The following is a 17,231-nucleotide window of genomic DNA, read 5'->3' on the forward strand; positions in this document are numbered from 1 at the left end:
CAACTTATCTCCCTTCAGATCATTGTTCCCTGATCGATTCACTAGCGACTTGTATACCCATCAATACATTTGACCGCTAAAAGAATCCGTTTCGTCGAATCATGACCGACAAATAAACGTGCATTCACTTCCAAAAATTGTGGTTTATCTGCAGAAAAGTCATATTCTAGCTTAAAATTCTTCACTGCAATATCATGATCTAGTACATCATTGAGTAGTCCGCGTAATCTAAGACTATACCATTGTCGATTTCCTAGCTCATCAATTGTTTTTTCATTCAGGCCACTAGGATCGGCTTGAACTACTTCATAAAAAGCACGGTTAGCTGACAAAATTTTCAATTCATGATCAAGTATAGCAAAAGGTTCTTGAATTGTTTCGATAATTGTTGCTGCATATTCATAGGCATCCTGTGCTAGCTTCAAACTTGTTTTCAAGGCATTGATTTCACTAATATCAAAAAATAGTACGACAACACCATCAATGCGATTATCTGAAGTACGGTATGGACGAATCTGTAGTGAATACCAACCTCCATCATGATCAGAAACTTCACTTTCTTTTACAACTAAAGTCTCCATGACTTGATGGATATCCTCCTCAAAATTCCCAAGATCCATTTGTGGCTTAATATCCGTAAGTGGTCGTCCAATGTCAGTTGGAATTAAGCGAAACATTTTTTCTGCTCCAGAATTAAAGCGTCGAATGCGCAGATCCTTATCTAGCATAATCACCGTCATTTTGATACTGCGAAATAAATTTTGGATATCACCTGTAGCTTGGGCTAATTGATCATTACGGGTTTGCAATTCCTCATTACTCGTTAAAAGTTCTTCATTCGTGGACTGTACTTCTTCCTTAATGGTCTCTAACTCTTCATTGGTTGTTTGTAGTTCCTCATTGCTCGACTGAATTTCTTCATAAGCAGTCCGCAATCGGTCGTTGGCCCCTTCATATTGTTCTACAACTGACCTTACATATTCTTGAGCTACAGCTAATTCTTGTTTTTGCAATTGCATGGAATCAGGAATATATTTCTTTTTTTGTTTCATATGTTCACGGGATGACACTTTATCTGAGAATAATACAACAAAATACCGTTCTTGGCTAAAAGTATCCTGAATCGGAATGATATCAATACTGACTAAATAACTTCCATCCTCATCATTGACTTGAATATTTTCTTTTTTAATTGGCATATTCATAACCCTTGCTTGGTTAACAGCAGCACCCACGGCAAAAATCAAGTCACTACGTAACATTTTCATCATATTTAAACTGGCTTTTCCTGGCATATGCTCAAGATATTTTCCTGTGCGTCCACGAAATTGTAAAATTTCTAATTCATTATTTACAAGAACGCCTACAGTTCCATAACGATTGAGTATGGCATCATTTGCCTTCCGTTCAATGGCTAAATGGTCTGTTTCGACTTTATTTAACAATCCAACTCCGTGAATATCAGTCTCAAAATCAATGGACTTTAGCAATGATACATTTAATGAGATCGCACTATCTACAGCTTTTTTTGCATAAATCTTAGCTTTTTTGTCTACCAATGAAAATAAGTCAGACAAAGAACCAATACTCTCTGAAATACCTAATGCCAAAATCCCACCCACTAATAAAGCTTGATAAAATCTAGAAATTGCTTTTTTTTGCGCATGCAGATCAAAATAGATCAGTACATTACGACATATCACTAAGTCGATACGAGAAAAGTAAGGATCATCTAAAATATTTTGTCGAGCAAATAAACAGGTTTCTCGTATACGGCTATGAATTTTATATCCACCCTCAACTTCTATAAAAAAGCGCTTCAACCGCTCTGGTGACACATCTGCTGTAATACTTTGAGAATAAATTGCTGTTCTCGCTTTTTCAATGGATGATAAACTAACGTCAGTAGCAAAAACTTGTATCGGGATATCCAATGATTGTTCTTCTAAAAATTCTACGAGACTCATGACTACAGAATAAGCTTCCTCACCAGTAGAACAACCAGCAACCCAAATTCGTACAGGTTCATCTTTTGAATGTTCGAAAACAACACTCGGGAAAACTTGGCTCTTTAGTGCATCAAAAAATAAAGAATCACGAAAAAATTTAGTGTAACCAATTAATACATCCCTTTGCAATGCTTCTAATTCCTGATTATTCCGTTCTAATAATGCTCGATATTGAGCAAGATTCTCTACACTATGCATGCGCATTCTTCGTAAAATACGACGATATACAGTTGGTTCTTTGTATCCTTCTAGTTTTACGCCGCCATCTTTTTTGAGTAATATATATATTTTTGATAATTCTTCTGGGGAACTCTTAAAAATATTGTGACTTTGAATGGCTCGAGCACTGATAACATGATTATTAGAATGGCAAGCCAGCTCTTGCACAATGTCATCAATCTTAAATATATAATCAACGCTCCCTGTAGCAATGGCACTACTCGGCATTACATCATAGGGCGTTATATCAACAAGTTGAGCAAAGGTCAATCCTTGTGCTGTTTTGATGGCTTGTATCCCTTTCGCACCATCCGTTGATTTACCAGACAATACAATTCCAATGGCACTACTTCCTTGATCCTTCGCTAAGGATTGAAAAAATATATTCACAGGAAAACTCATCCCATAAGATTGCTCAATTGAAAGGGGCGTTAATATCCTTTGATCGATTGTTACGATTGTTCCAGGAGTACTCAGATATACACAATTAGGTTCTGCCACAGTTTGCACATCAATCTCCCGCACGACCATACTTGTGACACCTTGCAAAACCTGTAATAAATCAAGCTCTCTATTTATACTCAAATTACTAATGACGACAAAAGACATACCTGTTTCAATGGGAAGTTTCTTTAAAAATATGGCAAGATCATCTAAACCACCATCAGAAACACCAATACCAACAATAAAACAAGCCTTAGCTGTTTTTCCAAACTTTGAAGATTTTGCTTTCTCTGATTCTAGAAAAGACTCCGGTACCAAATTTTCATCAAAGTCATTTGTTTTCTTCGATCTATCTTTTGAAACATCAATCATCCTACTATATTCCTCCAACTTCTGGTATAACAAATCTGCTGCAATAATTCCATAAAATTTAATTCTATAAAATTCATTTTAATCCTTTATTTGTAATTATAAATAAGTTTTAAAAAAATGGCATTTGCCACTTTATAAAGTCTGCAAATGCCATGACTATATCATCAATTATTCTAATACTTCTTGAACACGACCGACAATTCCATCTGTTAACCGAACTTTAATACCACGATGATGAATTGGACTACTGGTCAAAATATCTTTAACTACACCTTCGGTCAGCTGTCCCGTACGTTGATGAGGTTTTTGTATTACTTTCACCTTAACCCCTGGTCTAATATTCTTACGTTCTGTTCCATTCATAATAAAACTCCTTATAATTGTATGTTCTTACCAAATTTGGCTCGCCACCAAGAAATAGCGCGCCTTGCGTCAATATCCTGTTGAATCAGCTCCTCATCGAGAGGGGCATTCACCTGATCATTTGGTATTTTTTCTTCCGTATGGCTACCAATTCGCCCCACATAATCATGTGTCATCCAAAATCCATAATTAAAACCAATGCTATTTCCTCGGGTCAAACTATCACCTAATGAATAGTATTCAAAACCTTTAGGAGCAATTAACTCAAGTAAGGTAGGCGTTACATTAATATGACTGCCTGCTGCATTTTTCGATAAGGTATTTTTAGTAACACCTTGTCCATGAACAATAAATGGAATACCATAACGTTCATAAAGACTTGGATTTGCATCAAGATTTAATCGATCAGCGTGATCTCCCACAATAATAAACAAGCTATCAGGATACTCTTGACGTGTATTTTTAATGAACTCTGCAATGACTTTGTCAGCATACCAAAAATGTCCTAATTTCTTAATCAGTTCTTGGTCTTGTTTGAGCTTATCAGGCAAAGCACTGATCACACTCTGTTCATCAAAACCTTCTTCTTGCAAATTCACAGTATAAGGGGCATGATTAGAAATATTTAAGATAATGTTAAAGGTAGGATTCTTATCATCCATACCTGATTCAACGGCCTTAAATAAATACTTATCATCACATCCCCATACATTGCCAGACTGACTTTGAATGTCACCCATACCATAAAACTCATCAAAGCCCTGAGCTAACGAAAAATCCTTTACTTTCTCCCAAGAATTTGGTCCTGCATACCAAAATCGCGCTTTATACCCTAATCTTTTCATTTGGGGTGCAATGGCAGTTCCATAAGGTTCTTTATATGATTCAGGCAAATAAGTCAGATACAAATTGGCATCTGCCATTCCTGTGACAATCCCCATCACTCCTGAAATCGTGCTCATGCCATTAGGTAAAAAGCTAGATACATAGGCAGTGTCCTCTTCGGCAATGATTTTTTTTACGCCATTGGCAATATTAAGATCTTGATAATGAGGCAACAATGGCCAATTAGCATAACTTTCACCAATAATTAAAAAAACGTGGCGAGGTTTGGTGATTGCACTACCTTGTGCCTGCTTTTTTAAGAAATCATCAATGTGATTCGATGCAACGGGATGTCCTGCTACATACGTACCATATTCCGCCATCCGTGCAGGGTCCATATCAAGACCTGTAGAAGATACAACCCGCTCATGTAAGGTGTATGCTCGATATAACGCTTGAACATCATCTAAAATGGCCTCATTCAAAAATTCATCCTTGGTCACACCCGAATTTTCCCAATCCACATTATAAGCATATGTCATACTGCCACCAAAGCGAATAAAAATCATCAGATAATAAAGTACCACGAGCAACGATGTACGCATGGCAATGTTTTGATACCATTTAGAGAAACGGGGCAAATGATAAGTCTTAGTATTAAGCCACATTTTTAAGAGCTTAGACAAAATCCCCCCAGTCACAGCTGTCATAAACAATCGCATAGGCAATTTATATTCTTCCACAAGAGTATAAAAAATAGCCTTTACATCATCATTAAAAGTATTAAACAGCAACTGGTTAAAACCTACATGAAATTGTTCATAATAGGGGATTCGTGCATAAAACAATAAGCTAAGTACACTAATATAAAAACATCCTAGTATATAGCGAATACTTTTAATTTTTTTATTGGCAAAAAAGAACCCTAGTCCTGTACAACAAACTAGAGATATGAGTGTAACAATGGCCGTACTTTTTAAACTAATTCTCATGCCATAATATAAAGCAGTCAAAATATCTTGAACTCCTGTCCCTTCACTCATATATGAATTTAAAAGAACAATGAATCCAATACGAAATAAACAAAAAACACCTAATATAAAAAGATATAATTTACAATCCTGTTGAATATTATTAAATACCTCTTCCCACTTTGACAATTTTTAAAAAACATCCTTTCCATTCGATATTCAAACTTAACTTAAACAATTCTATCTTTTTTTACATTATCCTTCATACTATTACATATCTTCTTGTTCTTCGACTCTTTATAAAGTACGTTTCTTGTATAAAAGTCAAAAATTACTCTTTCGATAAAAAAATAGCGTACTTTTACATTTTAATCTCGCAAAATCTTTCCTTTTACTGTATTATTTTATATAATACAGTTTAATCGACTTCCATCAATTATAAATTTTACGGATATTTTTCTGCGCTAGGGGGACAATAAAATGATTAAAGTTAAAGTCGACGAATTAAAAACGGGAGATATCATCGCGGAACATATTATCAATTCTGAAAAACAAGTTTTGCTCTCTGCAGGTACTGTCCTTTCGCGCAAAACCATTACTTTATTAAAATTGTGGGAAATAAAAGCAATTAAATTACGTGAAGAAACAGACAGCGATGATGCAATACGTTTATCATTGCAATTTGATGAAATCGTCTATAATAACAGTCACCTATTCGACAACCTTAAACCTCCTCAAGAAATTATAGAATCTAAAAAATTCCCAGTCGTACTTTCATCCATCATTAGCGAAAATTCTCTGCGACAATATGATGACATGAGCTGTAAAATTTCCGAACTCTTCATCAATATACAAAATTCAAAAAATATAATGCCATTAACAGAAATGTCCAATGTCATTCACGAATATGTTGTAACCACTCCTTGCGTAATTGGTTATACCTTAAAGCGAGAATTTAAAAACATTCGCCATGAAAACTTAATCGATCACAGTATGTCTGTTGCCATTGTATCAGGAAAAATTGCCAAGTTATTAGGTTATCCTCCTGGGACTGTACAAACAATTATTTTTGGTGCCTTGATTCATGATATTGGAAAAATAAAATTACCTGCAAAAATAACCAATCGAAGCGGACATGTTGCCCCAGAAGATGAAGAACTTTATCAAAGTCACGTTCAAGTCGGTTATGATTTGATTAAAAGCCTTGGTCTGCCTCGTGATGTAAATCTCACCTTAACTCAACACCATGAATATAATGATGGCAGCGGCTTTCCATTACATCTTAAAGCAGAAAAAATTCATCCTTATGCACAAATTGTCGCCTTTGCCGATATGTTTGACACTTTAGTTCATGAACAAAATGGTCTGCCGAATTTTTTTGATATCCGCAGTAAATTGATTACTAATGGTGCGAATAAAATCAGAGAGCAAATCATTGATGTCTTTGATCACTATCTAAAAGATTTTATTTTCAATGTCAATGTTGAATTAAATGATGGTCGTACAGCTGAAGTCATTTATACTCATCCTTCCTATATGTCTCTTGTTGTTCGTACAACGGATGGCGACTTTGTAGATCTAAGTAAAAATAAAGATTTATGGATTACGAAATCATTTTTATAAAAAAATTAAATTTCCTTATACAGCAAGGCAGAAATAAGCCCACACATTTTTAGTAATGTGTGGGCTTATTCGATTTATTTAAGATTGTCGAGGAGCTGGTTTACGTTTGGTACCAAATACTCTTTTTTGAGGATCTTTTTCAGAATACCGGCTACTTTTAGTATCCTTAGGTTTATTATGAAAGCTACGTAAATTAGCACCACCATGGCTTTCAAGTTTCTTTTTTGCTGCTTTTTCAGGTGTTAAAGGAGTTGTGGCTTTCCTCTCCAAACCTTTATAAGTACTATATTTAGCTTCCTTTTCCAAAGCTTTTTGTTTATCTCTGGCGATAATTCTTTGACCATTGACTCTATGTTTCTCAATGGATACCTTAATGCCTCTCTCAATCATCCGTACATGTGGTTCTTCATGAGGATCGAATAAGGTAATAGCTACCCCCGTTTCTCCAGCCCGCCCAGTTCGTCCAATCCGATGGATATAACTATCTACATCACGAGGAATATCGTAGTTGAAAACATGAGTAACGCCTTCCACATCAAGCCCACGAGCAGCAATATCCGTGGCAACTAAGATTTGAACTTTGGCCTCACGAAAGCGTCTTAGAACTTGTTCACGCTTATTTTGTGATAAATCACCATGAAGTTCATCGGCTTCATACCCTCGTTGCACTAAAGCTGTCGTTACATCCGTCGCACGCTTCTTGGTATGGCAAAATATGATTGCCAAATAGGGACGATATTCATCCATCAACATACATAACTTATTGATTTTCTCAGGTTCAGGAACCGCCACCATCACTTGCTTAATTTCATCTAACGTAACATTTTCTGACTGTATGCGAATATCGACAGGTTTATTCATATAACGTGTAGCTAGGCCACGAACCTTAGAGGGCATAGTCGCAGAAAATAATAATGTCTGACGTTTAGGCGATGTTTGACGAACCAGTTCTTCTACATCCTCTAGAAAACCTAAATGCAGCATTTGATCAGCCTCATCAAGAACCAGTTTTGATACACTCGAAAGAGACATGGTCTTGCGCCGCAGGTGATCCATTAAACGGCCAGGCGTACCAATGACAACTTGTGTACCACCCTTTAACTTCTTAATCTGCCGCTCTACATCCTGTCCACCATATACTGATAGAACATTGATACCCAGTTTATCAGCCAGTTTTGCTACCTCATTTGTAATCTGTAGTGCCAGTTCCCGGGTTGGGGTAATAATGAGAGCTTGCACTGTAGGTTTTGAACTATCAATTTTTTCTAAAATAGGCAATACAAAAGCCAATGTCTTACCTGTACCAGTCTGAGATTGACCAACGATATCTTTGCCTGCTAATATCATCGGTATCGCCTGAATTTGAATCTCTGTTGGCTGGGTAATCCCGCTTACTCGTAAAATATCATTTATCTCACGCCTTATCCCTAGGGCTGAAAAATCTGTTACCATTAAAAGACACCTCTTCTTTATTGTTATATCATTCGCCATTATACCAGTTTGTACATATAATTGACAGCATATACTTTGTCCTATATCATTTATATTTGCAAAAAACCACCTGGACGATAATATCCAGGTGGTTTAATACTAATGTAAATTAACTTTTTCTTTATGTACAATGCCCGCTGTCGCCTGATTGGTTGGTGTAACTGTCACTTCACAAATCTGAACATGAGGCGGTGCACTCGCCGCAAAAAGAACGATATTGGCAATGTCTTCAGCAATTAAAGGCTTAATTCCCTCATAGACATTGTCAGCTTTTTGTTGGTCACCATGGAATCTCACTACACTAAAATTGGTTTCCACCATCCCCGGTTGAACATTAGTAACTCGTATGGGTTTATCAACGACATCCATACGAAGACCATCACTAATAAATTTCACCGCCGCTTTCGTAGCGCAGTATACAGCGCCACCAGGATAAGCATGAATACCTGCAGTTGATCCAATGTTAATTACATGACCGTTGACCTTATTCTCTAGCATAAAGGGAACAATTTTGCGAGTAAGGTATAATAGGCCTTTCACATTGGTATCAATCATAGCATCCCAATCATCCATCGTGCCCTGCTGTAATTTTTCAAGTCCACGCGCAAGGCCAGCATTATTAATCAAGATATCAATTTTTTTCCAATTTGAGGGTAATCCATCGATTACTTCATTGACGGCTGTTTTATTCTGTACATCTAATTTGCAAGTCAGTATCTCTATTTGAAATTTTTCTTTTAATTCTTCGGCAATTTCTTCTACTTTCTCAATGCTGCGTGCACACAAAATCAAATGAGCTCCTGCTTGTGCAAAACCTTCCGCGCAAGCTTTGCCAATTCCACTACTTGCACCACTAATGAATACAATTTTTCCTTGTAAATTTTCCATGTCCTAGCACCATCCTTACTTTATTTTAACACTATTTTTATTTTATAAAAAAAATCAAATGATATCAATAAATTCCTCAACTAGAAATGGATCAAACTGAATACCCGAGAAACGATTTAATTCTGCAATTGCCGTCTCACGGCTCAAAGCATTACGGTAAGGGCGATCACTTGTCATGGCATCATAGGCATCTGCAATGGCCAATATTCTACACTCCAAAGGGATTGTTTCTCCTGCCAGTCCAAAGGGATACCCTTTACCATTCCACCATTCATGATGCTTTAAAATCCAATCTGCAATGGGGGCTAAATCAGCATGAGACTGGGCAATACGGTATCCGATTTCGCTATGACGCTGCATATCTTTTTTTTCATCAGCATTCAATGGTCCAGCTTTTAAAAGGATATTATCTGAAATACCAATTTTACCTACATCATGAAATTGAGCCAATAGTTCAATATCGGCGATTCGTGATTCTGATAAGTTTAATTTATACGCAACCTTCCCAATCAGTTGCTCTAACCTACCTGCATGTTCCTCTGTCATAAAATCTCTTTCTTCTAAGAGTTTCATAACAGTCTGCACGACAGCACTCCGCCCGCTCTGAGAATGATGCAATTTTTCTCGGCACATAGCCGTATCAGCTTTCTTCAATACATCTTGTATCGAATCAAATTGATTATTTTTAACGGCATAGCCAAGAGATAAATCAAGAGGAACTCCACAGTGAGCAGATTTGTAATTTGCCATTAAATAGCGGATTTTTTTCACGAGAAACTTAATCGTCGTTTCATCTGTGTTTGGAAGAACAAGGGCGAATTCATCCCCCCCAATACGTGCAAATAAATCACCTGTACGAGTCACACTGCGAATCAATTGAGCGGTTTCAATTAATAATTGATCGCCAACTGTATGTCCAACCGTATCATTTACTAATTTCAACCCATTGATATCACACATGAGTATACTTACGGGGCAAGAAATATCTTCATCAAAATGACTTAATTTTTTTTCAAAATAAGCTCGATTATAAAGACCTGTTAAGGCATCATGCATCGACACATAACGTAAATTTTCCTCAGCTTCCTTACGTTGGACAGCAATTGCAACGTGATTTGATATAAAAGACAGAATCTCTTGATCTTCCTTTGAATATCGTACCCTTTCAGCAAATGTAAAAACAGCGACTACACCAAATGTTTTATTCTCTGCATTCTTTAAGGGTACTCCTAACCAGTCCATGGCACGGGCGCCGATGGTTACTACATCGCCACTTTCTTCTAATTTAGCTCGCACAATTGGATCAACAAGCATAGGTTGCCCCATGCGGATCAAGTATTCGGCTAATCCATTTGAAAATTTACGGCTGCCAGGATTTCCATCACACTCATCCACTCGATAGGGAAAATGTAGCATGTCATTCTCTTCATCTTTGATCCCAATATAAATATTCTTAGCTGGAATCAACGTTGCAATAATCCCATGCATAGATCGATAGAGCTCATCCATACTATGGGAGGAACTGACAGTTTCTGAAATTTGATACAAAGCTGTTTGTAGACGTTTTGCTTGATGTAATCCTTGAATTTCCTTTTTTTTTCGAATGTTCTCCGTTGCTAGCTTTGCTAATTGATCAATTGTGACAAGAATCATTTTGCATATATTGTAAAATTGTTCGAATGACATGGACCTCATACTAAGAAGAACGCCCTGAAAATCTTGACTATCCATACCAATCTCTTGTGCACAATTCAATGCACCATTTCCATGCTCATCATCTGCCAATACTTGTCCCACCAGCCAATTTCCAACATGCTGATCATCAACAACAATGTTGATATTGGCTCCCCAAAGACCTCCCGCAAAATAGAGTTGTAGATTTTCTTCATCAGAATGAATATGACGTCTCCAGCCCCTCTTCGCGGAATATAAGCTTTGGCATAAAGGACAAAAATTACTAGATTTTATAATAGACTTACCAACAACATCGGTAATGAGAGAAGCAATACCTGTAGCACAAGCCAAGGCATCTTGTATTTTCTGTATTTCCTGTACATCAAAAAAATAATTTAAATCAGGTATCAAATCTTCTTCTTGTACTTCTAAAACACCTTGCCTCATATCTTATTTCCACCCACCTTGCCCCTGTTCAATGCAACAGAGATCCTTCTTCTTCCTCAACATAATCCGATGAATTTATACTAATTTGATCCTTAGATGACCATTTTTGCTTGTTTATCAATTCTTAGTAATTAGTAACATTCGATTAAATTTGTTAAAATCCTTCCAATTAAAATGTAATAATTTGTATTTTAAAACCATATAACCAAAACTTATAACATAAAGAAAACTTGACTTGGTCAAGCCTCAGCGTAGACCAAAGTCTTAGTTGTCCTTACTTGTAACCCTAGAAAGTGTTATACTTTCTTTCTGATTACGTAAAAAATACCAACCTTGTGTCTCCTCACAAGGTTGGTATTTTTTTATATTTTATTGGTCATCGACAATAAAATATTCAGATCAAATTGAGCAAAATTTTCAATGATTCGATCTGCCTGAGATAAATCTTGATTTCCTGAATTAGGATTATGATAAGCAATACATTGCATTCCAGCAGTCTTAGCTGCCATCACTCCATTGCGAGAATCCTCAAAAACTAGACACTCCTGAGGAGAAACCCTTAATAACTCTGCGGCCCGCAGAAAAATATCAGGAGCAGGCTTACTATGTTCAACCTCTTGACCACTGACTTTTACATCAAAAAACTGATCTAAGTCAAATAATCCCAAAATAGCATTAATACTCTTTTTTGGTGACGAAGAAGCTAAGGCTAGTTTTATTTTATTTTTATGAAGATTTTTTACTAAAACATCGACACCTTGAATTGGTTTTTCTGATTTGGAAGACAATAAGAAATCAAGACATTTTTCTTCATAATCCTCAATTAAGGATTCCAAATCGCCTTCAATACCATACTTTTGTTGCAGTGTTGAATAAATATGGAGATTTGTAGTCCCAATAAAAGTATTATACTCTTCATCGGAAATGGATAGTCCAAAATTGCTCTTTGTATATTCCATAAAAACTTTATAATGCAACGGTTCACTATCAACAATCACTCCATCCATATCGAAGATGACAGCTTTAATCACAACGAATTCCTCCTCTATTTTTATCTAAATTTGAGTCAGTCACATTCAAAATTAATTCATCATCTGCACTTTGAGGCTTGTTGATGTTATTGAGTTGTGACAATAACATACCAACTAACATAATTGCACATCCTAGCAGTTCTTGAACACCAAGTTTCTCATTTAAAATAATCCAACCACCAATCGCGGCAAAGACAGTTTCCATACTGAGAATAATAGCAGCATGGGAAGGTTGAGCATGTTTCTGTCCAACAACCTGCAACGTATAGGCAATCCCCACAGAACAAATCCCACCATAAAGAATTGGTACTAAAGCATCTTTCAGTGTTTCAATGTTAATGGTTTCAATAAACAGCGCTGTGATTAAGCTTAGCACTGAACAAGTTATAAATTGGAAAAAAGACAATTTCAAAACATCCACTTTTCGCGAGAAACGATCAATGACCAAAATATGAACGGTCCAAAAAAAAGCTCCTACCAATTCAAGAACTTCCCCATAAGAAATATAAAAACTATCTTTTACACACAGAAGATAAAGCCCCACAATCGTAATGATAGAACCGAACCATGTGGTTAAGGAAATATACTGTTTAAAGAAAATCCCAATCATAGGTACAAGGACGATATACAAGCAGGTAATAAACGCTGCCTTCCCTGCCGTCGTATACACTAAACCAATTTGTTGTAAGGAGGCACCTAAAAAAAGGACACTTCCTGCTAAAACCCCCGCTCCGACTACACTTTTTAATTCATGCTTTGCATTATCTCTATCCTCTGGTTTTTCTTTGAAAAAGAACATGACTGGGAGCAGAGAAAAAGCACCTAAGGCAAAGCGGACACCATTAAAGGTAAAGGGTCCTACATAATCCATTCCCACTCGTTGTGCTACAAAAGCAAATCCCCATATAGCTGCAGTCAATAACAATAATAAATTAGATGTCAGTACACTCATTATAAACACTCTCTTTACTTATTTTTTGCAGAATTAGAACATATCTTGATTTCAAACAAGAACAACTTAAGTTTCATCTTAAATTCTCCAATCTGAATAACTTCGCGAAAACTAAACTGAATCCTCCCTTACCTGCTTTATAAAACTCTTGTCATCCCGTCATACACTCATCAATATATAGTCTGTTTTGATTAAAACATTAATATAATCTTAATAAATTTCTAACTCAGCACAAAGTGGCACAGCATATAATGAAAAAGAGAAGATATTCTCAACTAAGAGGGGGATTACGTTGAAAAAATATTATGTCTTAGACACTAATGTTTTACTTCATTCACCAAATGCCCTGTACGCTTTCAACGAGCACATCGTCGTCATTCCCGAAATCGTGATTGAAGAGCTGGACAAATTTAAAAAAGAAGCGACAGAAAGAGGAAATAATAGTCGACATGTCAGCCGTATCATAGATAGTCTCCGTAATCAAGGTAATCTTTTAGAAGGAGTTTCCTTAAACGATCATGGTGGAAGGCTCATTCTTGAAGCCAATCATACTGCCACTACTATGCCCCTTTACTGGGAAAAAGATAATGCTGATAACCGAATTCTTCAGGTCTGTAAAGGCTTAACTGAAAATGGACAACAGGCGATATTAGTCAGTCGTGATACGAATATGCGTGTTAAATCATCCATATTAAAAATTCAAGCTGAAGATTTTCGTAATGACAAAGTATCAAACATTGAAGATCAATATACAGGACGTATCACTGTTTATACATCCAGTGCAGTCATTGATGAATTTCACAAAGATGATAACAATCACATTGATCCATCTGTACTCTTTGTTTTTGATGACCTCACTGATATGCTCATGCCTGCTACTTTAGTCACCAATCAATTTTTACTCATTAAGTCAACGGATAAAGATCGTCATACAGCTCTTGGACGTTTTAATGGCAAAAATGTGATTCATTTAAAATATAAAAACTATAATCCTTTTGGCATCACGCCTCGAAATATTGGTCAAATTTTCATGCAAGAATGCCTGATGATGAGTGCAGCAGAAGCTCCTTTAGTCATTCTAAAGGGTATGTCAGGAACAGCCAAAACCTTTTATTCCTTGGCTGTAGGTTTATATAAATATATGGAGTGTCGTCCTAAAGAATATCAACATATTCTGATTTGTCGACCAAACTCAATGTTAGATGAAGGTATTGGTTTTTTGCCTGGTACAGAAGCTGAAAAAATTGAACCTTATATGCGTGCCATTAAAGATAATCTTTTTATATTGATGTCTGGAAATTCTTTAAACGATGATAAAGAAGTCGCTCAAGCAGAAGATACAGTCAATATGCTTTTTGAAAAGCGAATCATCAACACCGAAGCTTTAGCCTATCAACGTGGTCGATCACTTCAAAAATATTGGGTCATTTTTGACGAAATGCAAAATGCGACTCCTCGACAAGCCAAAGCTGTGCTCACCCGCCCTGGACTCGGCACAAAGATGATTCTCCTTGGTGATCCAGCACAAATTGATAACCCTCTCCTTGATAGCCAATCCAATGGACTAAGCTATGCCAGCGAAAAAATGATGGGTTCTAAGCTTTGTTTTCAAGTCACCATGTTACCTGAAGAATGTGAGCGTTCTGCGCTTGCTGCAGAAGCCGCAATGAGACTTTGAGTTTGATAAAATTCAAGAAAAAAATGCCATCTGCTATTAGGTGGCATTTTTTCTTTACTCTATTTTTATTTTTTTACTTTCTTTTGCAGAAACTTCTCTACCTCATGCAACTGACTCACTCGATTTTTGATCAAAAGAGCCTGTAATATATCTTCCTTGTAGGAATACTTCAGAGCATCGCTCATTCTAGCATCAAGGATACTTAGCGCTCCACTATCTGTTTCTCTTTGAATGAGCCTACCAGTCCCCTGACGTAGTTTGATGAGCATTTCAGGAAATAGGATTTCCTTCGCATCATCAGCCTGAGAAATTTTATAGTCAATAATCGGATCAAAACCTGGAAAAGGAAGCTGAACGATAATCAACGACGATAACTCAAAACCTGATAAACTGAATTCTTCCCAATAGGGGTCTGCTGCTAATAAAACACCTTGGCTAACTTTAAATTCTTCGACTACTTCTTGCTGGAGAGGACCTTCAGCTCGCACTAACTGATAATCAAGGTCCTTTATTTTTAATAAATCATATACATCTTGCAGATCTTTCTGATCTGTAAACAGAATCAGAGTTTTACCTTGACTCAGTATGATAAGTTCTGCAATCCGATCCGAAATAGCCTCTAAATAAACAGTGTGATGACTCTTCTCATCAGACAAGGGTAAATCATCGGGAATATAGACTATACTATTTTTCTCATAATCAAATAATGATGGCTGTACATCAAAAAATTCCCTATTATCGTCAGGAAAACCAATAGATTCTGCATAATAGCGATACATTTCTTTGTTCGTCCCTTGTCGTGTACACAAAGTCTCTGATATTAGTATAACAGGGATGGATTGACCAAATAAGATTTTTTCAATTTCATTGTTCATCATCTTCGGTGCTGTACAAACAGAAAGCGCATTTTGATCATCAAGGTTCCCTTCTAGCCATACAAGGTAAGAAGAATTGGTATATTGGCGTAATCTACGAATAAATTGAGGTAATTCAAGGATTTCATCTTTCTGTTCTTCTAATGGTACAGCTGCAATTACATTGTCTAACTGTTTGGCCCAATCTGTATAATTAACAATCCCTTTCTTAGGTAACCACAACTTACGAGAATTTCCATGTTTTCCCTTCGATATTTGAAGATGTTGAATATGTTCAGCAGCTTCACTAAAAAATTGCCTTCGATAGTCTCCGATTTTACGCAAGTTTTCGATCTGTTCTTTCCTCTGGGGATTTCTGGGGATGACTTTTTGAAGAGCCGCCTCAATCTTTTTTATACCTTTGAGCGTCCATCGCTCAGTCAATGCAGTACGTGCCTGTTCTTCTAGCTGGTGCGCTTCATCAATGATGTATAACATGGTATTATCTTTTATAAAACCTTGCCGCTCTATAGATTTTCTCAGCAAATTTTTCATCAGAAATTCTTGACTTGTGATGATAATTCTAGCATCACAAGTGACATCAGCAGTCTCCTCTGTGAGTAACGTAATTTGAGGAGTCCGAACCCCAGTTAGTATTTTTACTTGTTCTGCATCGCCGATTAGTTGCTCTGCCAGTACTTGTGAAGCCGTCGCAATGACAACTGACTGATTTAAATTTTTCACAGCAAATAAAGCTGGAATCAAATAGGCAAATGATTTGCCAATACCAATGCCCGCTTCTACCATCACATGCTGATTCATTGTAATCGCTTCCGCGATATCAACGGATAACATCGTTTGTTCCTGACGATCTTGCAGTCCAAACTGCTCTGGATGATCAAAAAAATGAATTGTCGGTATGAGTATAGCCGACTCCATTTCTTTTTTGCGCAACTGCGCTTTTTCATGATTCCAATCCCAATCCATATCTCTCATAAAGGTTCCTCACACTTATTCCATAAGTTTTTCATAATTTTTTCATCAAGTAAGATACCTTACACCATTTTTTCGGCAACATGAGATATCCACCTAATTTTCATAACTCAAACTATTATTTTATGTTACTATTTTTTCATTTTAACTATTTATTTGCGCTACATTAAGTCATTATAACCTATTTGGAGTCCTCTAATCTATAAAATCATTATACACTCTATGTCTTGGATTTCTTGGCTATTCTTTTGATTGGTCATTTTTTTATATAAACAAACACCAAATCAATCCCTTGCAAATAAGATATTATATCCAAGGTATCTCTATTTCATCAAAATTAAAAGGAGGATGTAACATGTTTTTTAATAATGGGAATAGAACTTTGTGGTTCATTATT

The 17,231-nt window shown here is 36.4% G+C and carries 11 protein-coding genes; 2 read left to right on the forward strand and 9 right to left on the reverse strand.

Annotated elements, in window-relative coordinates:
* Nucleotides 1-41 precede the first annotated feature (41 nt).
* The 3 genes from ACAN52_RS11545 to ACAN52_RS11555 form a co-directional block, all read right to left on the reverse strand.
* On the reverse strand, nt 42-3,044 hold the full coding sequence (locus ACAN52_RS11545) for a CheR family methyltransferase (RefSeq protein ID WP_378954927.1): 3,003 nt from the start codon (nt 3,042-3,044) through the stop codon (nt 42-44).
* 168 nt (nt 3,045-3,212) lie between these two features.
* Nucleotides 3,213-3,410: a YwbE family protein gene (locus tag ACAN52_RS11550; RefSeq protein WP_378955058.1), complete on the reverse strand. Its 198-nt coding sequence runs from the start codon at nt 3,408-3,410 to the stop codon at nt 3,213-3,215.
* An 8-nt stretch (nt 3,411-3,418) separates the two neighbouring features.
* The gene (locus ACAN52_RS11555; RefSeq protein WP_378954928.1) at nt 3,419-5,392 is read right to left on the reverse strand and encodes an LTA synthase family protein; all 1,974 of its coding nucleotides are present in this window, start codon (nt 5,390-5,392) and stop codon (nt 3,419-3,421) included.
* 291 nt (nt 5,393-5,683) lie between these two features.
* Between ACAN52_RS11555 and ACAN52_RS11560 the strand changes: the two genes are divergently transcribed.
* Nucleotides 5,684-6,826: an HD-GYP domain-containing protein gene (locus tag ACAN52_RS11560; RefSeq protein WP_378954929.1), complete on the forward strand. Its 1,143-nt coding sequence runs from the start codon at nt 5,684-5,686 to the stop codon at nt 6,824-6,826.
* Between the two features lie 78 nt (nt 6,827-6,904).
* Here ACAN52_RS11560 and ACAN52_RS11565 read toward each other — a convergent pair whose 3' ends face one another.
* From ACAN52_RS11565 to ACAN52_RS11585, 5 genes are all read right to left on the reverse strand, one after another.
* Nucleotides 6,905-8,278, reverse strand: a complete 1,374-nt coding sequence (locus ACAN52_RS11565) for a DEAD/DEAH box helicase (RefSeq protein ID WP_378954930.1) — start codon at nt 8,276-8,278, stop codon at nt 6,905-6,907.
* A 138-nt stretch (nt 8,279-8,416) separates the two neighbouring features.
* Entirely contained in the window at nt 8,417-9,205 is a 789-nt protein-coding gene (locus ACAN52_RS11570; RefSeq protein WP_378954931.1) for an SDR family oxidoreductase, read from the reverse strand.
* Nucleotides 9,206-9,259: 54 nt separating this feature from the next.
* Entirely contained in the window at nt 9,260-11,326 is a 2,067-nt protein-coding gene (locus tag ACAN52_RS11575; RefSeq protein ID WP_378954932.1) for a diguanylate cyclase domain-containing protein, read from the reverse strand.
* Between the two features lie 362 nt (nt 11,327-11,688).
* A complete protein-coding gene (locus ACAN52_RS11580) occupies nt 11,689-12,357 on the reverse strand; it encodes an HAD family hydrolase (RefSeq protein ID WP_378954933.1) in 669 nt (222 codons plus the stop codon).
* Complete coding sequence (locus ACAN52_RS11585; protein ID WP_378954934.1) at nt 12,350-13,309, reverse strand: DMT family transporter; 960 nt, start codon at nt 13,307-13,309, stop codon at nt 12,350-12,352. The genes ACAN52_RS11580 and ACAN52_RS11585 overlap by 8 nt, the downstream gene beginning before the upstream one ends.
* Before the next feature lie 292 nt (nt 13,310-13,601).
* On the opposite strand from ACAN52_RS11585, the gene ACAN52_RS11590 reads away from it, so the two are divergent.
* Complete coding sequence (locus ACAN52_RS11590) at nt 13,602-14,987, forward strand: PhoH family protein (protein ID WP_378954935.1); 1,386 nt, start codon at nt 13,602-13,604, stop codon at nt 14,985-14,987.
* A 65-nt stretch (nt 14,988-15,052) separates the two neighbouring features.
* On the opposite strand, the gene ACAN52_RS11595 is transcribed toward ACAN52_RS11590, so the two are convergent.
* Nucleotides 15,053-16,837 carry an ATP-dependent DNA helicase gene (locus tag ACAN52_RS11595; RefSeq protein WP_378954936.1) on the reverse strand — a complete coding sequence of 595 codons (1,785 nt, stop codon included), beginning with the start codon at nt 16,835-16,837 and terminating at the stop codon, nt 15,053-15,055.
* Nucleotides 16,838-17,231 lie beyond the last annotated feature (394 nt).

Source organism: Pelosinus sp. sgz500959, from assembly GCF_042610375.1.
Classification (GTDB): domain Bacteria; phylum Bacillota; class Negativicutes; order DSM-13327; family DSM-13327; genus CTSoil-075.